Consider the following 23,564-nt stretch of genomic DNA (forward strand, 5'->3'; position numbering starts at 1 on the left):
ATTGTGTCTAAAATTGATATTTATCATGTTTTCTTTTTACACGGCGGTATACTTTTGCCGTAGTAAGATGTAAATTATGATGAAAAACATTCTGATCCCCACGGACTTTTCGGAAAATTCGTGGAATGCCGTTAAATATGCCCTGCTCTTGTTCAAAGAGTTCAGGTGCAGTTTTTACCTGCTTCATGTGACGAATCCCCATGTCTATGCCACGAGCGATGTTCCCCTGGTCACTTTCCCGCAGGACCTGGACGAAGTGCTCCGTACGGAAGCCAGGAAGGAATTACAGAAGGTATTGGCCCGGATTGAAGAGGAATACCCCAATCCCGGTCATCATTTTACACTGTTGTCGGAATACGATTTCCTGATCGATACCGTACGAAAGCAGGTCGAGGAAAAGAAAGTCGACCTTATCGTGATGGGGACCAAAGGGGCGTCGGGACTGAAGGAAGTGATCCTGGGAAGCAACACCGGGGCGGTTATTACCAAGGTAAAATGCCCCGTACTGGCCGTGCCCGAAAAGGTAACCTTCCACCCCCCGAGAGAAATTGCTTTCCCCACCGACTATACCATTACCTATTCTGCAAAGGTGCTGGATACGCTGATTTCCCTTGCAGGGATCTTTCAATCTGCCGTGAGTGTCCTCCACGTTGTAAAAAAAGAGGAAGAAACCCTGACCGGAGTACAGCAGGAGAACAAGGAGTTTCTCCGGGAGTATTTGCAGGATACCCCCCACAGTTTTCACAGGCTCACCAATAAAAACCTGGGAGAGGCCATACAGTGCTTTACCGAAAGCAGGGATATCGACTGGATTGCCATGATGGCCAAAAAACTCCACCTTACCCAGCAGATACTGTTCAGGCCGAGGGTGGCAAAAATAAGTTATCATACTAAAATTCCCTTCCTGGTGCTTCACGAATAAAATAACGGAAACTGACAAATATCATTTTTCCGGTGCGTGTAGTCGTGTACTTTAGTATCGTAAATAAGGCAAAGTTCTTTGATACCTGTTTTTCATTGACAGCACCATATCGGAGGAGGCCGGAAACATAAAGAATAAGGAGCGCATCTGGTTTTGGCAATAAACTTTTGGCAACCCGTACCGGCCCTTCCGAAAGAAAAAGGCTGTTGAACAAAACGGCCTTTTTCTATCTTTTTTCAAAGGAATGAAAAAATAAGCGGAAAACTGATAAAAATCATTTTTTCCAGGAGATAAAAGCTATTCCTTTGGTACTGTAAAACTGATGTTCTTTACATTCTGAGCACCGATGAACCGTTAACGGTTTTTAAGAAAAATGAGGTTTCGGAAGCAGTGACGTATGGCCCCGGTTTTCCTTAAACGGAAAATAACAAGGGCATTTTATCCGGGGTTCCGGGTAAAAAGGTAAAACCGGTACTCACTGACTTTTGAAGCCTCATCCCAAAGGGTTTTTCAGTTTCTTAAAAGTCATAAAGTCCATATTATACGGATAATCTCCGGGTAACAGCACGGACTGCTTTTTGAATTGAAGATCCCCTGGAGACAGGTCTGCCGAAGTGCAGGCCTGTTTCTTCACTACATTTTTCATCATAATAAATTGTCCCCGTTTATGCGGAGACAATAATCGGGGAAATCCGGTCGTGCATTCCGGAACATATAAATGAACCGGGATCCCTCGAAGAGGGCCGGCATTTAAGGTTTTGGGAATACGAAGATTTCCACGGAGAGAACAGGGACGCAAGTCCCTGTTCTTATTTTAAGAAACTGTTTAAGAGTCTGTCCAAGTTTTATCCTTCGGTTCTTTTTGCGCCTTTTTCTGCCATGCTTCGGCTGCGTTCAGCAACCGTACTTCAGCTATTTTGAGCCACGTAGCTTAGGCTATGTGCCTCTTGCCCTCGCGGCATCCTGGCTCCTTCGCTAAAAAAGTCTACCAGACTTTTTTTATACGCCCGGCCCTGTCTGACAAAAAAATGCACTATAAAATATTCCAAAAACAAAATTTAGACAGACTCTAAGTAATACAGGAAAAAAATGAATACAATAACCTCACTACTTACAATTGCCAATATTTCAATGGTTTTACGGCTGATATTTATCATGGTTTTTGTTTCGGGGTACGATTACTTTTGGTAGCGTTTAATGGTTATAAGATAAAACAAGATTGTCACTAACAGACTTTTCAGACAATGCATGGAAATTATTGTCTATGCCTTGAAAAAGTTTAAAAAAGTTCGCTGTCATGAAATATTATTATGGAAGAATACTGGAAGATATTTCTTTTGACGAAGCCGTCAAAAAGGTAATTGTAAAACTGTCGGAAGAGGGTTTTGGAGTGCTTACGACAATTGATGTTAAAGAAATATTCCGAAAAAAACTGGAGGTGGATTTCAGGAACTATAAGATATTAGGTGCCTGTAACCCGGCCTTTGCTTATAAAGCCTTACAGGAAGAAGATAAGATCGGCGTAATGTTGCCGTGTAATGTAGTGGTACAGGAAAAAACACCCGGAGTGGTGGAAATAGCTGTGGTTGATCCGGTCGTTTCCATGCAGGGGATTGAAAATGTTTCGCTTAGCGTTATAGCAGGCGAAGTGAGAAGTAAATTACGAAAAGTTGTAGACAAGCTGTAATAATAATGGAAATTGCTTTTTCGGAAAGCAGGACTTCCCATGTTGTTAATATTTCCGAGGATTTCAGTGCATCTTTATCCACACTCATACTTGTTTTTTACATTCGTAATCGGAGTTACGGAAACTTCGTTTTTTATGATACCTACCCTACCATTCTTTTTTCCTTTTAACAGGTTTTCAACGGCCGAAACTCCGAGTCAGCCTCAGCATCCCGTCAAAAACCGTAGGCCTGAAATGACGGTTGTTTACTTTTAATCAAAAAAAGTAAAAAATGATTTTCGGGTCAGGCTAAATTTAATTTTTAATTGATAAATATCATTTTTAACAGATGGAATGTGTGGTACTTTAAGTGCATGAGATTCTTTCTGGGAAAACAATACAATTTGAGGTGAGTTCCGGGTGTTTAACCTTATAAAAAACAGATCGATGAAAAATATAATTCTTCCTACCGATTTTTCCGCTAATGCAAAAAATGCCGCCAATTATGCCATGGCACTTTTCAGGGAAGAGAAATGTAAATTTATTGTACTCAATGCTTTCGGGACAGATAGCGCTACCAATTCCATGTTGTTACAGGCCGCGCATCCGGCTTATGAGGCTGCCCGTGCCAATTCCCAAAACAGCTTAAAGGAATTTGTGGAAGGCCTGTCCTCTTCAAATACCGGAGAATATCATTCCTTTGAAACGGTATCTAAATATAATTATTTGGCCAGGGCGGTCAATGAGTTGATTAAGGCACACGATATTTATATGGTTGTTATGGGAACACAGGGAGCTACCGGGGCTAAAGAAAGATGGTTTGGCAGTAATACGGTGACGGTTATGGAAAGCGGGTTTAAATGCCCGGTACTGGTGATCCCGGAATCTGCCGGAATTAAAATGCCGCAGGAGATCGTATTTACCACGTCCCTGAAACGCCCCTACCGGATACGGGATATCGCCCCGTTAACAGAACTGGCAAAAAAACACAAGAGTATTGTACGTATTCTGCATACGCAGGATAAAGAACCGGATAAAGAACAACAACACAACAAAACTGTTCTTACGGAACGGTTAAGCGGGGTGGAAATTTTCTATCATACACTGACGAATATGAATACGGAAATGGCTGTACAGTGTTTTGTTGAAAGCCGGGGAGATATAGATATGATAGCCATGGTAAACCGGAAACACAGCTTGTTCAACAGTATGATAAGAAGACCGGTGGCAAGGAGTCTGGGCTATCATACCAGGATCCCCCTGCTTGTTATGAACCGTTTATAAGCGTCTCCTTACAGGGTGCTGTACGGTTAAATTTTAACGCAATGTATTTTTAAGACTGATCGACAGAATTTTTTAATTATGAATAAACTACCTCACCATGTATTTACCTATATCCGGAAACACTTCAGGGAAGGGTACTTCAGAAATATTGGGTCTGTACGGGACAAAGACGGTCATTTGCTGTTCCGGGCAAAAATATATGAGAACGAAATCATCCATCATCTTGAATTCAATGCACAGGGCAGATTGTTAAAACACGAAACCGAACCTGTGTTTGAAGAGGATTATTATGAGGGAAGATTTTACGGGGAGGAATGATCGTTAATGGCGGAGCCATCCACCCGATTGGCTGTTGGCTTTTCTTTTCAAACAGTTATAAGTTAATATTATTATTTAGCGATATTTTTCGAGTGAAATTTCTTTTAAAGGATTTCCGTGTGGCTTAAACTAAACTATCTATAACGTTCTTTTCTTTTAACCAAAATACTGAAAAACAACCACATTATCCAATACCCCCTTTTCCCCCGCATAATCCACGGCACTGCTGTAAACATAATCTTCCGGCCGAAATACGAAGCCTGCATCTACCGGATTGTTGTGTATGTAGTTTATCTTTTGCTGTATAACTTTATGGCTCCAAAGTTCAATAGGTTTGTTATCGTGTCGCCAAAACTGATACCCGGTAACGTTGGACGACTTTCCCGCCGCTTTTTTAAACCTTTCGAGCAAAAACTCTTTTCTGCTTTCTCCCGGATTATCCCGTATTTCCTTTACTATGGCCTTACTTATATACCGCTTAAAATCTCTAGCGCTCGTTTGCAACGAGTGCCTATTGTATCCCGCATTTGCAATGCTTTTTTACTACAATACTTTGAGTTAACTATTTTTCTGATATTATACTTTACTACTACTATGCTATAAACAGACACCAGGAGTATGTGATGGGGCTAAAAGGGGGGCACTCGTTGCAAACGAGCGCCAAGGGCGTTTTTCATTTCCGGAAAAATAGGGGCATGAGTAAAGTTCAGGGAATTAAAGATACCGCACGATACAATCGTGCAGCAACGGGGGATTTTATTTAATTATTCTCCTCGTTTCCGTTGCGCTTAAACGAGCGCTAGGAAAAGTAGGGACTTTATGGCTTGGCCAGCTATTGACGTGTAACAGGCCGCGAAGTCGGAGACGTTCGCCTGCAACACTTCGTAGAGTGGGGAGTGGGCATTATTTTCTCTTTCGTTTGTAATGCAGTTGCATTAGTCCCGTGTCAAACCTTTTTGAATTTACAAGTTCAAGATATTGTTCAGGTCTGCCGTCTTTGAAAAGTCTTGTCCCATTACCAATCAAAATAGGTACAATTGAAATAATAAATTCGTCAATCAGGTCGCTTTTCAAAAGTTCATTCACTATTTCTGCCCCACCGTCACAATAAATATTTTTCCCGTTCTCGGATTTTAGTCGTCGTACTAATTCGGCCAGGTTTCCCGTATAAAAAGTTGTTTTACCAATACTTGGTTTTTCAGTTCTTGTTATGACAAATACATTTCTTTTTCCATTGTCATAATGAGATGAACCGATTTCATTAAGTACATAATCATAGGTCTTTCTACCAATAATTAAGGTGTCTATGGTGTGTATAAAATTCTCATAACCATAATCTTCTCCTTCTTTTTCTACTAATTTCAAGAAGCTAAGGTCATCATTAGGTTTTGCAATATAACCGTCCAAACTTGTCGCAATAAAAAGTGATAATTTTCGCATTTGTTTAATATTTTAAAGTTTCTGCAAAATTAGTATTAGACTATGATTAGTACTTTGGAAAAAAACGACAAATTAAAGTTCAGACGGCGAAAGTCCTGTATTTCGTTTGATTTCGTTGGTAAGATGTGAATGGTCATAAAAGCCACATTCAAAAGCAATGTCCGAAAAACTTCGATTTTCGCTTGAGTTTTTAATTATACTCAAAGCATTCTGAAAACGAATAATGTTTGAATATTCTTTTGGAGAAATCCCTATGTACATTTTAAAATTTCGTTCTAACTGCCGCACAGTTGTGTAATTCCGTTTAGAAAGTTCATAAATACTTAATTGTCCTTTTGAAGAATGTATATCATTGATTACTGATTGCAGTAGGTTCTTTTTGCTTTTAATTCTGTCTGTAAAAAATTGATTGAAATGATTAAGAGAGTCTTTTAAGATTTTTTCAACATCAAATGAATTGGACTTTTCAAGCTCAACGGTGTTGTCGGTCAGTTCATTTTGAGGCATGTAGTCATAGAAATTGGCAAAAGCTGCAGGTTTGAAGCAAACTCCTAATAAATGTGTGTTGCTGTCAATAAAACTGTCCTTGAAAGAAGTCATTGCACCAACTGCATAAGTTTTTCCAAACTCCATAGAAACCAAACCATTGTCCGTGATGCAAGTGTCACCCAAATTCATTACTAGGCCTGCACACCCATCAGGAAAATTCCGTTCCCATTGCCTGTCAGGTTCGTTCCCTTTCAATTCCCAGTAAGAATGAATGAAGGGATTTAATTCTATATAAGGCTTTATTTCTTTGTATTCCATCAGTTTTGTGATGTTGTTATATAATGACCACCAGCCCATAAATATACTCAATCCCTCTTTTCCGTGCCAAGCATTCATTTATATGCACGTAAGATAGTATTGATGAAATATTTATATATTTAAGTATGTTTCTTTCAAAAGCCTATAACTTAAAATAATTATCCATGAAAAATGCCGATATGATCCCTAACTATTATGGATATACACTAAAGGTTAATGGAAACGATTTATCCCCTGAACAGAGGAACCACTTTTTCAATTGTATCAATAAGGTTTACCGGAATAATGATAAGTTCATATATAGAGGGGATAAAAAAGAAAAGCTTTATTCTATCTATGGATTAGAAAAAGACAGCCTTGACGAACAATTTCGGGATACGTTATTCATTTTGGGGGCAAAAGCGAATATGTTTCTTACAAAATTACCTGGTATAAATGAAATAAATATTGATACAGCAGGCAATAATGTGTTCAATCTTATTTTCAAAATGCTTTCGAACTTGCTTAAAAGAGAATTTCCTTTCGGGCCGATCCACGGGTTTGTTGTTGGTTTCAGGAAAAGGGAAACAGGGATCATTGATTTTTTCTGTAATCGAGGCAATGAACAAGTATTCATTGATATTATAGGTGAACTTAATCCACAACAGCAGATTGTTGTCCGGGATTACTACCTAGGGCTTTTACACCATATAAGCAAAAGTGAATATTATGCTTCTTCTTTTCTGTTAAGCACAAGTACTGATTTTTCACAAGCTTATAAATTTGCATGGAGGGGAGAAGAAAAAAATAGTGAAAACCCGCTCATTCTTTTTGGGTGGGTCCCATATAAATATGAGGGTGTTTTAAGCGTTCCTGATTCACGGGCCCTAACGAAGAAGATTAATATGGAAACTATTGGTTTGCCTGTTTATGAAAAAAGCTTTTTTCCTTATCAAAAGGAAGTTACTTTAAAAGGAGGTTTATTACCTCACTATCTATTGGGTTATTTGCGCAAAAGTCAAGAAGATATGGTATTCGAAATTAATCCTGCATTATTTGAAACTGGCAATACATGGAATGGAATTGAACTTCCGGTGGATCAAAGTGCATTTCACCAACGCATACAAAATACCTTGTTTGGTCGTTACTTTACGCTTTGTGGTGAAAACAATCAATTTCGACAACATGAAAAAATGTAAACGGAATTAATATCTTTCTAGTAGGTATTTCTATATAATATGCTATTTCCAATAATTATGCAGGTGCTCCTCTAGCGCTCGTTTGTACCTTAAATCCGTAGGTTCATGTTAAAAACAACCGCAAAGATTTGATAACAAATACTTTGCGGTTTTTGTGTTTTCACCTAAATTGGTGATGCTCAAATACACCAATATGAAAGTAATAAAATCTAAAAACATTTCCGCCTTTGGAGGAATAAATTTAGTTTTTAACCAACTAAACCTACTTGGGCTTCCTGATCTGTTAAAAGAGAATTTGCCAGAATTACCAGCTTATAATAAACGAGATGAAATAGAAAGGGAATTTGACGTTTTAAAAAACGATTTTGGTTGGAACAAACTCCCTTGTTCGTATTTGAATCAAAATACGGTATATCTACCTTTTACCTCCATGTGCAAAAATATCTATCACTATTTGATCCATCTTTTTTCTCAGAAGCATCAATACTTACAACCTCATTACAGGTTAAAAAAGTTTATCTTTCGTTTTATTTGTGTCCCTGCAAAATGGATATACAGGTCAAGACAATGGCATTTGAAACTCTTTGGAAATCATAAGTTTGTTACTTAACTCAGCGACAGAACTCCAACCTGCTTATCCTTAAAAAATGTTCTTTAAAATAAACACTTGATCAACTTTGATGGGAGAGGTATGTCCTTTTGTGATTTACAATTCACAAATTGCTTTACAAATAAAGGTAAACTACTGACATGCGGATTTAAGGTGCAAACGAGCGCCAGGGGCTTATGGAACTTATAGTTTCTGCTCATAGGTTAAAGCTACTAAATTTTGTGTACGGTTGCGGAACTGGCGAGAGGGGAGAGAGAACGCGATACAATCGCGCACCAGCGGGGGCCATCGACCAGGAAACCGGTTCTCAAAAGGCTCTTAAACAGGTGTTTCGGGTTTTTAAGGGACTCCAGTTGGTGTATACTTTTTTCCAGTGCTTTTTTACCGGTTTTCAAAGCTGCCTCAAAGGCGGGATTTTCCATTTGGGGCGCCATAACGCTCACGGCCTGATATGAAACAGAAACCATATGGAGTACGTAAAAAGTACATACTTTGTGCTTATACAGGTCTGTTGCATATTGCATGACCCTGTGCGCATTTTCAGAAAAATCGGTGGGTAATAAAATCCGTTTCAATGTACTGCTTTTTTAATTTGGTAAGGTATAATATCAGTTATCCGGGGATGAGCTCTTTTTTATAGAAATATTATAGAATATAGCTATACACGCACCGGTTAGCCAGCCGAGTACAAAGGTTTCAATAAGCCCGATGCCCGCTTCCCAGAGCGAAATATCCATCCGGATAATGGCCGAGACATCGATTCCATGCAGAAGACTGTTGATAAATCCAACCGTACCCTCATACCCTGTGGTGACCATGAGAAACGTACATCCTGTATAGAATAGTGTTCCGGTAAACCCGCAGGCAAATCCGAATTTTTTAACATTGATCCGATCCATCTTTTTACTAAGTTTTTGACACGGTCAGGGACTGCCTTTTACGGCCCGGATTATAGTACACGCATGCCAGGTTCCAAGCAACTTTTTCACTATCCTGCCTCATTGCAGATGAGAAGGGTTCAGGATAATGTTTTTTTAGTCTCTTCATACTCTTCTTTGCTGATCTCTCCTTTTGCATAGCGTTTTTTAAGGATCTCCAGGGGAGAATCTTTACTCCCACCGGTATTATTTCCGGTACTTTTGAGGTAGATCAGCCATGCTGCTCCGACGATCAGGATTACCCAGAAGATCCACCACAGTCCGTGTATTCCCCATATATGCCAGGTCCAGTTATTCATTTTTTTTAGAGTTTTAGGAGATATATAACTGTGTAAGTTTATAAATAATAGGAGGCTGAAACAATGATTTATATCAGTTTATGATCCGGTCCGTGCGGTTCGCAAAGAAGACAATAACCTATCCGTGATAAGTTTACCATAGACACCCTTTTACACCAGGGCATACTTCAACTACTTTTTAAAGTGCAGCATTTATCCGAAAAAGGTATGGCCGGAGGTACAGACTTCCGGCTTACGCTTTGGCAGGCTATAGCAAAATCCATGTCGATTAGCACCGTCTCTCAGAAGTATTGGCGGGAACAGTAACAGCAGTTGATTTGTCCCGGAGTACCCGGGAAAATATGTGGAGCTTATCTTTTCTCCGGGTGGGGAAGAAGTATTAATAGGTTTTCGGTACAGGTTTTAAGAGAATATATGGGTTTGAAGGTTTAAAATCCCATGCATGGAACGGCCCGGGAATTATCATCATTTCCGGGATGTCTCGACCAACAAATCACGTTGTTTGATACCACGGATTTTATGTTGTATCTTGGGATAAACCCATCGTAAAGCAGGAGTGAGGTGTTGGGAATGAATGGTCGTGAAGGAACATGTTCAACAAAGAAAGAGATGGCTTTGAAAAACTGGAAAAGAGAAGTTTCTCTATGGTTGTTGCTCTTCCTGGTCAAAGTGGGTAATATTGTATTTTTCTTGTTGGCTCTTTTAAAGCTATGAACGCAGGGGCCTTCTTAAAAACCTTCCATAGGTCCGGTTTCAATCAAAAGATTTGGTATTTTTAAATTTTAAGCGTAATCATTTATGTTCCACAATATTCCTGCTGACCTGAAAGGTCTTAACGATCATGAGGTAGCCGCTTCGAGAAAGGCGTACGGGCACAACCGGATAGATGCCACCGGTAAAAGCACCTGGCTGAAGTTACTTATTGATATCTTGAAAGAGCCGATGCTTATTCTGCTCTTTGCCATTTCAGCCATTTATTTTATCATAGGCGATTACGGGGAAGCGACGTTTATGATCCTGGCCATCGTTGCGGTTTCGGCCATTTCATTTTACCAGGATAACCGAAGTAAAAAGGCATTGGAAGCCTTGGAGAAGTTGAACGAACCTTTGAGTACAGTTATCCGTAATGCGAAAGTGATCGAGATCCCCACAAACGAGATTGTAGTGGGCGATCTCAGCATTACCGAGGAAGGAAAAATGATTAATGCCGATGGGAAAATTGTCCATAGCAATGATTTTTCGGTTAATGAAGCAGCTTTAACAGGGGAGAGTTTATCGGTATTCAAAAACAGTAAAAGTGAAGATAACAAGGTATATAGCGGAACACTTTCAGTGTCGGGGCTGGCCGTTTTTGAAGTAGAAAAAATCGGCAAAGAAACACGACTCGGTAAAATCGGGGCTTCCTTATCCGATATAAAAGAGGAAGTTTCTCCCTTGCAACTTCAGATCGGACGGTTTGTAAAAACAATGGCCATTATAGGTGTTGTGGTGTTCCTTATGGTTTGTTTGGTCAGTTACTATCATACCCGGAACCTTCTCGAAAGCCTGCTCAACGGACTTACGCTGGCCATGTCTGTTTTACCCGAAGAGATCCCGGTAGCATTTACCACTTTTATGGCATTGGGCGCCTGGAAGCTGATGCGCGATGGGATTATTATCAAGCGGAGCAGTATTGTGGAGACCTTAGGCAGTACAACAGTGATCTGTACCGATAAAACCGGAACCATTACCGAAAATACAATGCACCTGAAATATCTGTATGATTATAATTCCGATAAAACTTTTGAGGAACCGGATTTTAGTGCTGCCGTACTTTCCGATTTGATTGGTTATGCCATGTGGAGTAGTGAGCCTGTGCCCTTTGACCCGATGGAGAAAACCCTGCACCAGGTATATGGGCAGACACAAAAAGAGGACCTGAGAAAATCATACACGCTGTTTCACGAGTATCCTTTGGACGGTAAGCCGCCGATGATGACACATCTCTTTGAGAATGCGGAAAAGCACCGGATTATTGCCGCCAAAGGAGCACCGGAAGCAATACTTAACGTATCCACGCTTTCCGAAAGCGAGAAAAATAAAGTTCGCGGCCTTATCAAAGGTTTCGGGCAGCAGGGGTTTCGCATCCTGGGGGTAGCAAAGTCAGGTTTCCGGGGCGATGAGTTTCCCGGTAAACAACAAGATTTTAAATTTGAATTTTTGGGGTTGGCCGTGTTTTATGATCCGCCTAAAAAAGGTATCCGGGAAGTGTTCCGGCATATTTACAATGCCGGAATCAAGGTAAAAGTAATCACAGGCGATAATACCGATACTACAAAGAGCATCGCGGCACAGGCAGGCATTGTGAATTTGACCGATGCCGTAGAAGGACCTACAATTATGGAATATCCGGAGGAGCGGTTAATGCAGGTCGTCGAAGAAAAGGTATTATTAACCAGAATGTTTCCCGATGCCAAACTGAGGGTGGTAAATGCCCTGAAAAAGAAGGGAGAAGTGGTAGCCATGCTGGGTGATGGCGTGAACGATGCCCCGGCCTTGAAATCTGCTCACATTGGTGTGGCCATGGGGCATAAGGGAACTGAAATAGCAAAGGCAGCAGCTTCATTGGTGATTGCCAATGACGATTTGGGAAAACTGATTATAGGGATTGCCGCCGGGCGAAGGATTTATACGAACATTAAAAAGGCGATCCGGTATATTATTTCCATCCATATTCCTATTATCCTTACCGTGACCCTACCTTTGTTTTTGGGGTGGGCATATCCACAGCTATTTACCCCCGTACACGTTATTTTTTTGGAATTGATCATGGGGCCCACCTGTTCGATTGTGTATGAAAACGAACCGATGGAGAAGAACACCATGGTACAAAAACCGAGAAAAATGACCGAAACATTCCTGAACCGGAAAGAACTTGGTATCAGTATTGTTCAGGGATTGATGATTACTATGGGGGTATTGTCTGCTTATCAACACACCGTACTTAGCGGGGAGAATGAAGAAAAAACAAGGGCCATGGTTTTCACCACCCTGATTTTTGCCAATATTTGGCTAAGCCTTACAAACCGTTCGTTCTATTACAGTATGTTTGAAAGTTTCAGGAACCGGAACATTTTGTTTGTCATGGTCACCGGGATAACAGTACTGCTCCTTTTCGGCATCCTGTATTTTCCCCCGTTTTCCGGTTTTTTTAAAGTATCCGGTTTGAATATGGCAGAATTAGGGACAGCCGGGCTTATTGCCGCTGTATCGGTGCTTTGGTTTGAGGTGTTTAAGTGGGTAAAAAGAAAGAAGTATAAGAATGAATAATGTGCCGGATTCAAAGCATGAACTCCCTTACCCCGTGTGCTTAATAGCTATATGGTATTGCATGAAGCCATACCATTTAGCCTCAGGGATATTACAGATTTACGGTTGTTCCCTACCTGTCAAAAGCCGGTTTATATATTACGGGTTTACCAGTGTTTAGTTTCAGTTGACGACCCGGCCATCTTCCAGCTGAATGATACGGTCCGTACGTTCGGCAAAATCGATATCGTGGGTCACTACCAGCAGGGAGAGCCCCTGTTCTTCCTTGAGCTGTTTAAAGATATTAAAGACATTTTCGGAGTTGTAGCTGTCCAGGTTCCCCGTGGGCTCGTCTCCCATCAGGATAGAAGGATTGTTGATGAGTGCACGCGCTATGGCCACCCGCTGTTTTTCCCCGCCCGAGATCTGTGAAGCCCGCTTTTTTGCCAGGTGATCTATATGAAGCATCTTAAGTTTTTCTATGGCGTCATATTCAATTTCCCGATAGGATTTTTCGCCCAGTTTCTTGGCGGGGAGCATTACGTTTTCCAATACGCTGAATTCGGAAAGCAGGTAATGGAACTGGAAGACAAAACCGATATGCCTGTTCCTGATCCCGGAGAGTTTTTCATGTGATTGTCCCGTAACCAGTTCGTTATTAAAGTAGAGCGCGCCCGTATAATCCGTATCCATGGTAGATAGGATATACAGGAGGGTGGATTTGCCCGAGCCCGACTTTCCCATGATACTGGCAAACTCCCCTCTTTTTATATCAAAACATATGTCTTTCAGGACGTGAAATGCCACCGGTTTCTTAAAATACTTATCGATATGATCTGCTTTTAGTACGACAGCCATGGTACGGGATTCAGGAACCTCTTATGATCTTTACAGGGTCTATTTTTCTCGCTTTGTCTGCCGGAAGGTAGCCGGCTATAAAAGTGGAAAGCAGCGCAAAAGACAGACCGATAATGTAAAACCACGGGTTATAGTTAATAGGATAGGTAGTTATAGTGGGAAGGGCCTCGGTTTCAAAGGCTATGCCATCAATTAAGCGGGAGAGCATAAAACCGACGAGCAGGCCCAGGATACCACCGGCCACGCCGATGATAATGGCCTGGCTTATAAAAATGAACTGCACATCACCACCGGAAAACCCGGTAGCTTTGAGAATGGCAATATCTTTCATTTTTTCGTAGATAAGCATATTGAGTATGTTGTAGATGCCGAATCCGGCTACGATCAAAAGAGTTACGGAAACGGAATAGGTAATGAGGTTGCGGATATCGGACCCTGTTTCAAACTGCGCATTGGCCTCGTTGATGTCCGTAGCCTTTACTCCGAACAGTCGTTTTAATTGCCGGGCCATCGCAGGGGCTTTATCTATATCGAGGAGCTTTATGTTAATGTCGGTAATGTAATTCCGGGGCTCTCCCAAAATACGCTGCACGGTTTTCAGGCCGGCAAAACCCTGAACATTGTCTATATCGGCAATACCGCTTTGATACAGCCCAACTATTTTCAGCGGAAAAACAGCTCCTTTTACCGTGCTTACCTGTATGCGGTCGCCTGTGGAAAGCGACATTTTCCGGGCCAGCCCGGCACCCAGCAGTATACCACTTTCACTATTGTCCAGGGCTTCGGGAGTTCCTTCTATAATATAATCCCGAATGTTGGAAAGGCAGACTTCTTCCATGATGTCGATCCCGGTGAGGTTTCCTCCCAGTTCTATGGAGCCGGAAAGGTAAAATATCTGGGCCCGGAGCTGGGGAGTAGCTCCTTTTACAGCAGGATCTTCTTTCAGATACTGTAAAATGGGGTAGGCATTGTGAATCTTTTTCTGGCTTTGTCTGGGTTTTACCGAATGGACCACGTGAAATGCGTTTTCCGGCTCCAGGTACAGGTTTACGGGCTGTTGTTCCGAGGGTTCTATTTCGTTGTAGAGGTGTATGTGAGGTGTCTGGTTCAGGATAAGGTCGTCCAGCATGCGGTTGAGCCCGGTCATAAAACTTACCAGTGTAATGTAGGCCCCTATGCCGAAGGTAACCCCCAGGGATGCGGTGGTCGTCGATTTCATCCGGGTGAACAGGTGTGTACGGGCGATTTCCAGCAATACTTTCCAGCGGGTCATGGTTCCGGTTTTAACAGGGGAGTTTTTTTATCGATACCTTCCAGTATTTCCACACGATCCAGGTTCTGTAAACCCGTTGCAACTTTCACAGGGCCGTTTTCGGTAAGCACCTTGTCGTCTGCGGTCAGAAAAACTTTCGGAATGGTAAGCGCGTCTTCTTTTTGCGCAATAATAATATTACCTTCACCGGAAAGTCCCGGATAGAGCACCGGGGGCTGCTTTGTAAAGAGGGCTTCTACCTTAAAGGTTTGTGAACGTTCGTCCTTTTCGGGGTAGATCTTGTGAACAACTGCTTCGAAAACTTGTACTCCGTAAGCATCGAGAGTGACAAGCACTTTTTGTTCCTTTTTTATTTTGACGATATCCACCTCGTCGATCAGCATTTCTATTACAAAATTATCGGTACATCCTACGGCTCCCAAAGGTTCCAGGAGGGATACGGTTTCTCCCGGGTTTTTGTACAGGGCGTATACCGTACCGTCGATTTTGCTTTTGACGGTGAAGTCCGTAGCGGCTATTTGAGAGGTCTTATAATCGTTTTCCGCCTGCTTTAACCGGGTTTCCAGTTCATTTTTAGTGCGGTCGTATTTATTGCGGAGCAGGGATAGGGTATTGCCCGATAGCTGATAAGCGAGTTTCCTGGTGTCGAATTCCGTTTCCGAACCTATTTTTTGCTCCCACAGATTCTTCTGCCTGATGTAATTGACCGAATCGTTCCTGTAATTCATGGCAGCTGCGGTAACCTCATCCCGTATTTCATCCAGTACTGCTGCCCCGCCCTTGTAATTTTCCCGGGCGAGTTCAAGGGCCAGCCTGGCATTTTCCCGGTTGAGCTCAGGGGTGAGGTTAATGATCTGCACAAGGGGGTCTTCTTTATTTACCGGGTCGCCTTCTTCCACCAGGTTACAATCCAGGATGCCGCCTACGGCAGCATATATTTGATAGAGACTGTCGGGCTGAATGGTAACTGATGAGTACACAGACTCGGTTAACAGCATCCTTTCGGGGAAGACCTTTTCTTTGCGCTGACCGCACGAAAACCCCAGCAGGCCTGCCAGGCAAATTATCAGGCTTTTATACATCTTGCAACTTACATTATTGAAAAGGAAGCCTTCCTGTTAATGCTGTGCTTTGCCAGCCTGGCAAGTTCCTTGTCGGTATTTTCCTCTTCAGCAGAAAGCCCTTCGAGGCTAAAAGCAATTTCTTTCTGTCCGATTTCGCGGGCATACGATGCCAGCGATCCCAGGGATACGATGTTATTGTGACACAGTTGCTGCAAGGTGTTTACAATAACGGCATCACAAACATAGGGATCCTTGCTCCGGTCTATCAGTTCTTCCGTTTGTGTTAAAATACATTCGCAGCAAGCACTTTTTTCTACCTCGTGCCTGATATCCATGGTATGGAAAACCTCCTGGAGAAAGTCACCGGTGTTTTTAGAGGACCGGAGTTTTTTTTGCACGAGTTCTTTTAACTCGGGGGTACTTATATTTTTTGCGATATAAGGTAATTCGGACTGTTCTCTCATGGCGGTGTCATATAATAGCAGGCTTTGCTGCACAAACAGCTCTCTCAGGTTTTCTATCGTGTTATTCATGGCAAATTATTTTTGATGATATAATTGATTACCAGTTAAGCGAGTTCCGTGTAAAAATACCCCCGGACAGCGACCGGAAAAATGATTAATATCATGTGTACGGCAACTTTTTGTTGTGCCGGGCCGGAACAGCACAACTGATTTTGGTCATTTCTTTTACTGTTTTCCGGGATTACTTTAGGGGGTGATTTACAGGAAAGATCACTTCTTAATAACAGATTCATAACACGTAAAAGAAACCGGTCATGAAAAAAATAATTTTAATTATCGCAGTCCAAGTTTTTACAGGCTGTTCTTCCGTGCGCCTGGCAGACAGCTGGCGCGATAATGCATATAGCGGGAAGATCCCGGAAAAGGTATTGGTGGTAGGAATTACCGATAATCTCATGGGGCGAAAAATTTACGAGGAACATTTGAAAGACGAATTTCAGGCCAGGGGGATCGATGCGGTGGAAAGCCACCGGGTTTTCAGTCCTTCCTTTATGCATTCCCGGCAGTCCGAAGCGGCTATCCGGGAAGAAGTAGACAAGTTTGCCGACAGCGGGTACGATGCTATTCTGGTATCTGTAGTAAAAGGGGTAAGCGAAGAAGTTTCCTACAGCAGGGGATATGCCAGAACAGATTATTTCTGGAGAAGATTCGGAGGGTATTATTTTGTGTACCAGGATATTTATTTTGATCCCGGTTATTACGACAGGTATAACATATACCATATAGAGGCTTCCCTGTATGACATAAAGGCTCCCGACAGTAAATCGCTGGTATGGGTGGCATCTTTCGACCTTGTGGACCCCGGGAGTATAAACAGGACCGTAAAAGACTATGTAAGGCGCATGACCAGGGAACTCGAAAAAGAAAAGATCATCCCCGCAAAGTTCTAAATGTGCATCACCATTACGGGAAGCCTGGAGTAAAAGCTGATCCCTTTTATTACGGGCTTTTCCGTAATCCTGTAGAAAAAAGAGTGCTTTCGGTTGACCAATGCAATAAGATCCGTATCCCGGCTTTCGGCAAAACAGCTTATTCCTGCGGTAGGAGGTATATTGGACAATGAATGAAAAGTGCAATTCAACCCGCCAAAATGGTCTTCCAGTAACTTCCTGTTTTTCTTCTGGGTTTGGGTCAGTTCCTCCTGGTCCCCGATGTGGATGACCCGGATGCTGGCTCCGAATTTCCCGGCGAGTTCCAGTAAGGGGTTTATTTCCTTTTTCTCATAGGCTATTTCAAAAGAAGAGGGGAATACGATCTCATTAAACCCTCTGAACCTTGCTTTCCGGGGGATGGCCATTACGGGACAGGAAGATATTTTTTCCATGAGGGTCACGGCATTGCTGCCATAATTGATCCCCCTGGCGTTTCGGGCCCCTTTGCTTCCCATGATAATCATGTCGATGTTCCTTTCCTTTACCAGGAGTTTTACGGCATGGAGCAAGGTATCTTTCCGGGATATGATCTCAACGTGGTGGTTGGAATTTTTGGCAGGCTCCATGCGGAGTATGATGTCCCGGAGGGCATTCCGGCTTCGTTCGAGCGCAATTTCATAGGCCGGATCGTGCAGGCGATCGGTAGACATGAGGATTATGGGGTAGTAAGGGACTTCGAATACATGGAGAAGATGGAGTGTACATTTTTCGTCCCTGAACATAGCAGTCGCATATCGTATGGCCCGCAAAGAGTTCTCCGAAAAATCCGTTGGTAAGAGAATTTGTTTCATGGTTTGTATTTTTATGGTTAGTTTAATACTTCGGCCGGGTTTCGGTGCTGGCGGGTCCGCTATAAATTTTTAATGGCCTGCAGTTTGTACTGTATTTAAGGTTGTCCGGAAGAAACCCGGAGGATATGGTCTTCCGCTTTACGCATGTTTTCTATCCCGGTGAGCAATGCATCCGGGTTAAAAGAAATACTGTCTATACCCGATTCGACAAGGAAAGCCGCAAATTCGGGAAGATCGCTGGGGGCCTGTCCGCACAGCCCTGTTTTGATCCCGGCTTTTTGTGCTTCCGCTATAACCGATGTAATCATCATTTTAACGGCGCGGTGATTTTCATCGAAAAGGTTTGAAACGAATTCGGAATCCCGGTCAATACCAAGAACAAGCTGTGTAAGGTCGTTCGACCCTATGGAAAACCCGTCGAATATCCGGGCGAATTCCCCGGCAAGGATTACATTGCCCGGAATTTCTATCATGGTGTATATTTCCAGTCCCTCTTCGCCCTGTACCAGGCTGTTTTCTGCCATCAGGCGGATCACTTTCCGGCCTTCTTCGGGAGTACGGCAGAAGGGCACCATAATTTTTAAATGGTGAAACCCCATTTCACCGCGAACTTTTCTAATGGCTTCACATTCCAGCTTAAATGCTTCTCTGTAGGCCTCATTGTAATACCTGGATGCTCCCCTGAACCCCAGCATGGGGTTTTCTTCTACCGGTTCGAAATAGCGGCCGCCTATGAGGTTGGCGTATTCGTTGCTTTTAAAATCACTGAGGCGGACAATGACCTCTTCGGGATAAAAGGCAGCACAGATGGTAGCGATACCCTGGGCCAGTTTGTCAATAAAATAGACTTCTTTCCGCTCATATCCCCGGGTGAGCTCTTCTATGGACGCCCTGGTGGCCTTATCGGTTATTTTTCCGGAATCCACCAGGGCCATGGGGTGGATTTTGATCTGGTGGGTGATGATAAATTCCATACGCAGCAATCCCACCCCTTTATGGGGGTAAGCGGCTAAACGGAATGCCGTCCCCGGATCGGAAAGGATCAGTTTGGCCTCCGTTTTCGGGATTTTAACCCGTGAAAGGTCGATATCTTTTGCTGTGAACGGTATTTCGCCTTCATAAACATATCCCGTATTCCCTTCTGCGCAGGATACGGTGACTTTTACACCTTCGGTCAACACCCGTGTGGCATCCATACACCCCACTATGGCCGGAATTCCCAGTTCTCTCGATACGATAGCAGCATGGCTGGTACGGCCTCCCTTGTTGGTTACGATGGCACTTACACTTTTCAGTAACGGGTCCCAGTCCGGTGTAATGGAACCGGTAACAATAATATCGCCGGGAGATAACTTACCGGCATCTGCCGGTGAGGAGAGCAAACGTACCGTTCCGTGGACGATCTTGTGCCCTATGGCATTCCCCGACGTCAGTGTTTTTCCCTTTCCGGATATACGGTATTCCCTGAATAATGTCCCGGTACCGGACCGGTGTACGGTTTCCGGGCGGGCCTGTATGATAAACAGCCGGCGGGTCAACCCGTCTTTGGCCCATTCGATATCCATGGGTTTCCCATAGTGTTCTTCAATGATCACCGCCCACCGGGCTAAGCGGTGTATTTCCTCGTCCGATAGTATAAATGTTTCCTGTTTGTCTTTGGGGGTATCCGTATTTGTGGTAGCCACATGATGGTCCGTATCGGTGTAGATCATGGTCTTGTCTTTGGACCCCAGCTCTTTCCGGATAATGGCATTGTATCCCTTTTTTAATACCGGTTTAAAGACGTAAAAATCGTCCGGGTTGACGGCCCCCTGTACCATGTTCTCCCCGAGCCCCCATACTCCCGAGAGCAGGACCACTTTGTCAAAACCCGATTCGGGATCTACGGTAAACCCCACCCCGGAGCACCCCTTGTCGGCACGGACCATCTTCTGTATGCCCGCAGACAACGCCACTTCTTCGTGTTTAAACCCTTTGTCTTCCCTGTATTTGATGGCCCTGTCGGTATAAAGAGAGGCAAAGCACTGTTTTACCGCCCTGAGGACATTCTTTTCTCCTGTAACATTCAGAAACGTATCGTGCATGCCTGCAAAACTCGCTTCGGGAAGGTCTTCGGCCGTAGCGCTGCTCCTGACGGCGACTTCTGCGGTTTCTCTTTCACATAACCCGGTATAGGCTTCGGCTATGGCGGCGGAAAGTTTCTCCGGGAGGTCCGCATCAAGGATGTACTGCCTGGCCCCGGAGCCGATGTCGCGGAGGTTGGTATAATTCTCCCGGTCCAGTGTGTGCAACAGGTCCCGCAATTTATGGTCGAGTCCGTTTGCCTTCAGGAATAACCGGAATGCGGACGCAGTGGTGGCAAAACCATACGGAACAGTGATCCCCGCGGATGACAAGCGGTTGTACATTTCACCCAGCGAAGCGTTTTTTCCTCCTACAACGGGAATATCGGCAATACCGATCCGGTCGAAAAATTTAATATAAGTATCCATGTCGGTTGCATTAAACTTCTGTAAAGAAAAGGGACGAACGGAAGAATTAAAATGATGAAAATCAGTTCGTATTATTTAATTCTCTTATAATTTTTTTGGCTGTTCAGTGTCGGGAGAATTTCCAAAGCCTTAATTTTTTGTTGTACCTCAGGTATTTGTAAAGTTCTCCGATCCACAGTACGGAAGAGGAGATGAGCCCGAAAAAAATAAATTCGTAAAAAGAAAGCTGTTGAAAACCAAATAGCTTACGGAGAAACGGAACCTCAATGAGGCAAAGCAGCACAATGATCGAAAATACCAGGGCTGCATTGATGTATTTGTTGGAGAACATACCTATGCTGAAAACGGAGAGTTTCAGTGTCCGCATATTAAATACGTTGTAGAACTGGTAAAAAGACATGACCGCAAAAGCCGTGGTCCTTGCCTTGGATAAGCCTTCGGGTAGATAGTGGTTAAAGACCAGTAATGTCACCACCGCCATCAGTGCGGCATTGATAAATAAAAAAGGAAGGATGCTCTTGTTCAGGATATTTTCTTTGGGATTGACGGGTTTTTCGCGAAGCAGGTCGCCGTGCCCTTTTTCAGAGGCCAGGGCCATATCTTCGGTGCCGTCCGTGATGAGGTTCAGCCACAGTATTTGCGTGGCGGTTAAAGGTAAGGGCATACCTATGGCCAGCGCGGAAATAAGCGTTGCGATCTCGGCAAGATTGGTGGTTACGAGGTAAAAACTGGTGTTTCTGGCGTTGTTAAACACTATTCTTCCTTCTTCGATGGCGTTTACTATGGTAGAAAAATTATCATCGGCAAGGATGATCTTTGCCGCGTCGCGCGCCACGTCCGTACCCATGATGCCCATGGCGATACCTACATCTGCCTTTTTCAGGGCAGGGGCATCGTTGACACCGTCTCCCGTCATGGCTATGAGTTCGCCCTTTTGCTGCAGGGTGTTTGCAATGCGCAGTTTCATTTGCGGGGTGAGGCGTGCAAAGACGTTGATATTCAGCACGGCTTTTTCAAATTCCCTTTCATCCAATGCCGACAACTGTGTTTCGGTAAGGGCCGTGTTTTCTCCTTTCGGGGAGGTTTCCAGTATACCGGTAGTGCGGGCAATGGCCAGTGCGGTATTGATATGGTCGCCGGTAGCCATGATAACACGGATACCGGCCTGCCTGCACCGGGCTACCGAACTTTTTGCACCCGGGCGGGGAGGGTCGGTCATTCCGGCGATGCCGGCAAAGGTGAGCGATTCCGTATTTTTATTGATTTTCAGGAGGTCGCCGGGTTCATCCCTGTAAGCCAGGGCAACGATCCGCATGGCGTGATCCGACCAGTGTTCTATTTTCCGGGAAATAAATTGCCTGTGCTCCGTATCCATGTCAATAACACCTTTATTCGTGAGTGCCCGGGTGGATTTTTCCAGTATTTGTTCCGGGGCCCCGATAACGAACAGTTGTTTCTTTCCGTTTTTTTCAACCAGGGTGGCACGCCTTTTACGGGCCGAGTCAAAAGGAGTGTCATCCAGCTTTTCGGTTCCGCCGGTAAAAACACCTCCTTTCCTGGCCAGGACCAGCAGGGCCCCTTCCGTCGGGTCGCCCATCAGTTTGTAGGTGTTCTTTTCAGTGTCGTGATAAACTTCCGCATTGTTGCACCACCCGGCGATCTGCAGAAACTGTTGCAGCGCGGGAAGGCGGTTGACATCAAGAACATGCCCGTTCCTTACAAAATTGCCCGCCGGGAACCATCCTTCACCCGTAACATGGATATCTTCCTCACCGGGAATCCCTATTTTTTGTACAGTGAGGCTGTTTTGCGTCAAAGTACCCGTCTTATCGGTGATGATGGTGGTGACCGCTCCCAGGGTTTCCGTTGCCGTAAATTCACGGACGATAACCTTTCGTTTTGACATTCTCCGGATACCAATGGCCAGTACGATGGAAAGGACGGCGGGTAAACCTTCGGGAATTGCGGCTACCAGGATGGCGATAGCGGTGATGAAAACATCATTCAGGTTTGTGTCCCGGAAAAAATACATGATGACAAACAGGCAAACCGCGCTTGTAACAGACAGCAGAGCCATTTGTTTGCCCAGGATATCCGTTTTTTTCTGGAAGTTGGTCCGGGAAGTCCTGATACTTTGCAGTGTGCCGGCAATGTTTCCTATAGCCGTGTTCATCCCGGTGGCGGTTATCACACCAACGGCATAGCCGCTGGCCAGGAACGTACCTTTGTATACCATGTTTTTTCTTTCGGGCAGAATGGTTTCCGCAGGCAGGGGCAGGGTGTCTTTACCGGTTGAAAGGGATTCGCCGGTAAGTGCCGCTTCTATGGTACGGACATTCCTGGTTTCGATAAGCCGGGCATCTGCCGGGACCTGGTCGCCTTCTTCCAGGAAAATGATATCGCCGGGGACCAGTTCCCGGGACAAAAGCGTTTCCTTCTTACCATTACGCAATACCTTGGCCCATAAGGCCAGGGAAGTTTTCAGCGAAGCCGCCGCTTTTTCGGCGCGCCACTCCTGGGTGAAACCTATACAGGCATTTAAAAAGATAACGGAGAGAATGATATAGGTGTCTATGGTATTTCCGCTGAGCTGTGAAATAATCGCGGCAACAAAAAGTACGATAACCAGCAGGCTCCCGAACTGTTTTCCGAAGATGCTTATCCACGATCTTTTTCCTGACTCCCGGAGTTCGTTTCGGCCATAGCGTGTTCTCCGGTCTTCCGCCTCGCGGTCTGTCAGTCCCAGGGCAGTTGTCTGTAATTCCCTGAAAACCTGTTCTGCGGTAACATGATGCCACGGTGTTTTTGCTGTATGATCTGCCGACATCTTTTTTCCATTAAATCAATTTTCTTTCCGATGTTGTTTTTTGCTCCCGTAAA

General features: G+C 43.9%; 22 protein-coding genes. 8 read left to right on the forward strand and 14 right to left on the reverse strand.

Annotated features, from left to right (window positions below; translation table 11 throughout):
* Positions 1 to 76: 76 nt before the first annotated feature.
* The gene (locus KN811_RS00245) at positions 77 to 922 is read left to right on the forward strand and encodes a universal stress protein (protein WP_187964920.1); all 846 of its coding nucleotides are present in this window, start codon (positions 77 to 79) and stop codon (positions 920 to 922) included.
* A gap of 493 nt (positions 923 to 1,415) precedes the next feature.
* On the opposite strand, the gene KN811_RS00250 is transcribed toward KN811_RS00245, so the two are convergent.
* Positions 1,416 to 1,571: a hypothetical protein gene (locus KN811_RS00250; protein WP_187964921.1), complete on the reverse strand. Its 156-nt coding sequence runs from the start codon at positions 1,569 to 1,571 to the stop codon at positions 1,416 to 1,418.
* A 648-nt stretch (positions 1,572 to 2,219) separates the two neighbouring features.
* Here KN811_RS00250 and KN811_RS00255 point away from each other — a divergent pair.
* The 3 genes from KN811_RS00255 (at position 2,220) to KN811_RS00265 (ending at position 4,190) form a co-directional block, all read left to right on the forward strand.
* Positions 2,220 to 2,609, forward strand: coding sequence for a DUF302 domain-containing protein (locus KN811_RS00255; protein WP_187964922.1), 390 nt, complete (start codon positions 2,220 to 2,222; stop codon positions 2,607 to 2,609).
* 426 nt (positions 2,610 to 3,035) lie between these two features.
* The gene (locus KN811_RS00260; RefSeq protein WP_187964923.1) at positions 3,036 to 3,872 is read left to right on the forward strand and encodes a universal stress protein; all 837 of its coding nucleotides are present in this window, start codon (positions 3,036 to 3,038) and stop codon (positions 3,870 to 3,872) included.
* A 78-nt stretch (positions 3,873 to 3,950) separates the two neighbouring features.
* Entirely contained in the window at positions 3,951 to 4,190 is a 240-nt protein-coding gene (locus tag KN811_RS00265; RefSeq protein WP_187964924.1) for a hypothetical protein, read from the forward strand.
* A gap of 156 nt (positions 4,191 to 4,346) precedes the next feature.
* Here KN811_RS00265 and KN811_RS00270 read toward each other — a convergent pair whose 3' ends face one another.
* The 3 genes from KN811_RS00270 to KN811_RS00280 form a co-directional block, all read right to left on the reverse strand.
* Positions 4,347 to 4,694, reverse strand: coding sequence for a hypothetical protein (locus tag KN811_RS00270; RefSeq protein ID WP_187964925.1), 348 nt, complete (start codon positions 4,692 to 4,694; stop codon positions 4,347 to 4,349).
* Positions 4,695 to 5,093: 399 nt separating this feature from the next.
* The gene (locus tag KN811_RS00275) at positions 5,094 to 5,630 is read right to left on the reverse strand and encodes a dihydrofolate reductase family protein (protein ID WP_187964926.1); all 537 of its coding nucleotides are present in this window, start codon (positions 5,628 to 5,630) and stop codon (positions 5,094 to 5,096) included.
* Positions 5,631 to 5,702: 72 nt separating this feature from the next.
* Entirely contained in the window at positions 5,703 to 6,437 is a 735-nt protein-coding gene (locus KN811_RS00280) for a helix-turn-helix transcriptional regulator (RefSeq protein WP_187964927.1), read from the reverse strand.
* Between the two features lie 164 nt (positions 6,438 to 6,601).
* Here KN811_RS00280 and KN811_RS00285 point away from each other — a divergent pair, with 164 nt between their 5' ends.
* Both KN811_RS00285 and KN811_RS00290 read left to right on the forward strand, forming a co-directional pair.
* Entirely contained in the window at positions 6,602 to 7,615 is a 1,014-nt protein-coding gene (locus KN811_RS00285; RefSeq protein ID WP_187964979.1) for a hypothetical protein, read from the forward strand.
* Between the two features lie 193 nt (positions 7,616 to 7,808).
* A complete protein-coding gene (locus tag KN811_RS00290; protein WP_187964928.1) occupies positions 7,809 to 8,225 on the forward strand; it encodes a hypothetical protein in 417 nt (138 codons plus the stop codon).
* 212 nt (positions 8,226 to 8,437) lie between these two features.
* Here KN811_RS00290 and KN811_RS00295 read toward each other — a convergent pair whose 3' ends face one another.
* The 3 genes from KN811_RS00295 to KN811_RS00305 all read right to left on the reverse strand — a co-directional run bounded on the left by KN811_RS00295 (position 8,438) and on the right by KN811_RS00305 (position 9,462).
* Positions 8,438 to 8,800, reverse strand: coding sequence for a universal stress protein (locus tag KN811_RS00295; RefSeq protein ID WP_187964929.1), 363 nt, complete (start codon positions 8,798 to 8,800; stop codon positions 8,438 to 8,440).
* Between the two features lie 33 nt (positions 8,801 to 8,833).
* The gene (locus KN811_RS00300; RefSeq protein ID WP_187964930.1) at positions 8,834 to 9,124 is read right to left on the reverse strand and encodes a DUF5676 family membrane protein; all 291 of its coding nucleotides are present in this window, start codon (positions 9,122 to 9,124) and stop codon (positions 8,834 to 8,836) included.
* Positions 9,125 to 9,243: 119 nt separating this feature from the next.
* A complete protein-coding gene (locus KN811_RS00305) occupies positions 9,244 to 9,462 on the reverse strand; it encodes an SHOCT domain-containing protein (protein ID WP_187964931.1) in 219 nt (72 codons plus the stop codon).
* A 798-nt stretch (positions 9,463 to 10,260) separates the two neighbouring features.
* Between KN811_RS00305 and KN811_RS00310 the strand changes: the two genes are divergently transcribed.
* A complete protein-coding gene (locus KN811_RS00310) occupies positions 10,261 to 12,771 on the forward strand; it encodes a cation-translocating P-type ATPase (protein ID WP_187964932.1) in 2,511 nt (836 codons plus the stop codon).
* Positions 12,772 to 12,933: 162 nt separating this feature from the next.
* Here KN811_RS00310 and KN811_RS00315 read toward each other — a convergent pair whose 3' ends face one another.
* From KN811_RS00315 to KN811_RS00330, 4 genes are read right to left on the reverse strand one after another with little or no spacing between them, the layout of a single operon-like run.
* Positions 12,934 to 13,608, reverse strand: coding sequence for an ABC transporter ATP-binding protein (locus KN811_RS00315; protein ID WP_187964933.1), 675 nt, complete (start codon positions 13,606 to 13,608; stop codon positions 12,934 to 12,936).
* A 10-nt stretch (positions 13,609 to 13,618) separates the two neighbouring features.
* Positions 13,619 to 14,881 carry an ABC transporter permease gene (locus tag KN811_RS00320; protein ID WP_187964934.1) on the reverse strand — a complete coding sequence of 421 codons (1,263 nt, stop codon included), beginning with the start codon at positions 14,879 to 14,881 and terminating at the stop codon, positions 13,619 to 13,621.
* Positions 14,878 to 15,963, reverse strand: coding sequence for an efflux RND transporter periplasmic adaptor subunit (locus KN811_RS00325; RefSeq protein WP_187964935.1), 1,086 nt, complete (start codon positions 15,961 to 15,963; stop codon positions 14,878 to 14,880). The genes KN811_RS00320 and KN811_RS00325 overlap by 4 nt, the downstream gene beginning before the upstream one ends.
* A gap of 8 nt (positions 15,964 to 15,971) precedes the next feature.
* Positions 15,972 to 16,478, reverse strand: coding sequence for a YciE/YciF ferroxidase family protein (locus tag KN811_RS00330; protein ID WP_187964936.1), 507 nt, complete (start codon positions 16,476 to 16,478; stop codon positions 15,972 to 15,974).
* A 245-nt stretch (positions 16,479 to 16,723) separates the two neighbouring features.
* Here KN811_RS00330 and KN811_RS00335 point away from each other — a divergent pair, with 245 nt between their 5' ends.
* Positions 16,724 to 17,359, forward strand: a complete 636-nt coding sequence (locus KN811_RS00335) for a hypothetical protein (RefSeq protein WP_187964937.1) — start codon at positions 16,724 to 16,726, stop codon at positions 17,357 to 17,359.
* Here KN811_RS00335 and KN811_RS00340 read toward each other — a convergent pair.
* The 3 genes from KN811_RS00340 to KN811_RS00350 all read right to left on the reverse strand — a co-directional run bounded on the left by KN811_RS00340 (position 17,356) and on the right by KN811_RS00350 (position 23,511).
* Positions 17,356 to 18,192 (reverse strand): universal stress protein, encoded by an 837-nt coding sequence (locus KN811_RS00340; RefSeq protein WP_187964938.1) that lies wholly within the window; start codon positions 18,190 to 18,192, stop codon positions 17,356 to 17,358. The genes KN811_RS00335 and KN811_RS00340 overlap by 4 nt on opposite strands.
* A gap of 95 nt (positions 18,193 to 18,287) precedes the next feature.
* A complete protein-coding gene (ppsA, locus tag KN811_RS00345) occupies positions 18,288 to 20,684 on the reverse strand; it encodes a phosphoenolpyruvate synthase (RefSeq protein WP_187964939.1) in 2,397 nt (798 codons plus the stop codon).
* Positions 20,685 to 20,787: 103 nt separating this feature from the next.
* Positions 20,788 to 23,511: a cation-translocating P-type ATPase gene (locus KN811_RS00350; RefSeq protein ID WP_187964940.1), complete on the reverse strand. Its 2,724-nt coding sequence runs from the start codon at positions 23,509 to 23,511 to the stop codon at positions 20,788 to 20,790.
* Positions 23,512 to 23,564: the final 53 nt, after the last annotated feature.

Source organism: Sinomicrobium weinanense, from assembly GCF_018863395.1.
GTDB classification, from domain to species: Bacteria; Bacteroidota; Bacteroidia; order Flavobacteriales; family Flavobacteriaceae; genus Sinomicrobium; species Sinomicrobium weinanense.

Excerpts from the sequence above, each read along its gene's own strand:
- KN811_RS00310 (WP_187964932.1), top strand. The coding sequence starts at position 10,261 with ATGTTCCACAATATTCCTGCTGACCTGAAAGGTCTTAACGATCATGAG.
- KN811_RS00340 (WP_187964938.1), bottom strand. The coding sequence starts at position 18,192 with ATGAAACAAATTCTCTTACCAACGGATTTTTCGGAGAACTCTTTGCGG.
- KN811_RS00275 (WP_187964926.1), bottom strand. The coding sequence starts at position 5,630 with ATGCGAAAATTATCACTTTTTATTGCGACAAGTTTGGACGGTTATATT.
- KN811_RS00315 (WP_187964933.1), bottom strand. The coding sequence starts at position 13,608 with ATGGCTGTCGTACTAAAAGCAGATCATATCGATAAGTATTTTAAGAAA.
- KN811_RS00330 (WP_187964936.1), bottom strand. The coding sequence starts at position 16,478 with ATGAATAACACGATAGAAAACCTGAGAGAGCTGTTTGTGCAGCAAAGC.
- KN811_RS00280 (WP_187964927.1), bottom strand. The coding sequence starts at position 6,437 with ATGGAATACAAAGAAATAAAGCCTTATATAGAATTAAATCCCTTCATT.
- KN811_RS00260 (WP_187964923.1), top strand. The coding sequence starts at position 3,036 with ATGAAAAATATAATTCTTCCTACCGATTTTTCCGCTAATGCAAAAAAT.
- KN811_RS00325 (WP_187964935.1), bottom strand. The coding sequence starts at position 15,963 with ATGTATAAAAGCCTGATAATTTGCCTGGCAGGCCTGCTGGGGTTTTCG.
- ppsA (WP_187964939.1), bottom strand. The coding sequence starts at position 20,684 with ATGGATACTTATATTAAATTTTTCGACCGGATCGGTATTGCCGATATT.
- KN811_RS00320 (WP_187964934.1), bottom strand. The coding sequence starts at position 14,881 with ATGACCCGCTGGAAAGTATTGCTGGAAATCGCCCGTACACACCTGTTC.
- KN811_RS00335 (WP_187964937.1), top strand. The coding sequence starts at position 16,724 with ATGAAAAAAATAATTTTAATTATCGCAGTCCAAGTTTTTACAGGCTGT.
- KN811_RS00305 (WP_187964931.1), bottom strand. The coding sequence starts at position 9,462 with ATGAATAACTGGACCTGGCATATATGGGGAATACACGGACTGTGGTGG.
- KN811_RS00250 (WP_187964921.1), bottom strand. The coding sequence starts at position 1,571 with ATGATGAAAAATGTAGTGAAGAAACAGGCCTGCACTTCGGCAGACCTG.
- KN811_RS00300 (WP_187964930.1), bottom strand. The coding sequence starts at position 9,124 with ATGGATCGGATCAATGTTAAAAAATTCGGATTTGCCTGCGGGTTTACC.
- KN811_RS00350 (WP_187964940.1), bottom strand. The coding sequence starts at position 23,511 with ATGTCGGCAGATCATACAGCAAAAACACCGTGGCATCATGTTACCGCA.
- KN811_RS00255 (WP_187964922.1), top strand. The coding sequence starts at position 2,220 with ATGAAATATTATTATGGAAGAATACTGGAAGATATTTCTTTTGACGAA.
- KN811_RS00290 (WP_187964928.1), top strand. The coding sequence starts at position 7,809 with ATGAAAGTAATAAAATCTAAAAACATTTCCGCCTTTGGAGGAATAAAT.
- KN811_RS00265 (WP_187964924.1), top strand. The coding sequence starts at position 3,951 with ATGAATAAACTACCTCACCATGTATTTACCTATATCCGGAAACACTTC.
- KN811_RS00285 (WP_187964979.1), top strand. The coding sequence starts at position 6,602 with ATGAAAAATGCCGATATGATCCCTAACTATTATGGATATACACTAAAG.
- KN811_RS00245 (WP_187964920.1), top strand. The coding sequence starts at position 77 with ATGATGAAAAACATTCTGATCCCCACGGACTTTTCGGAAAATTCGTGG.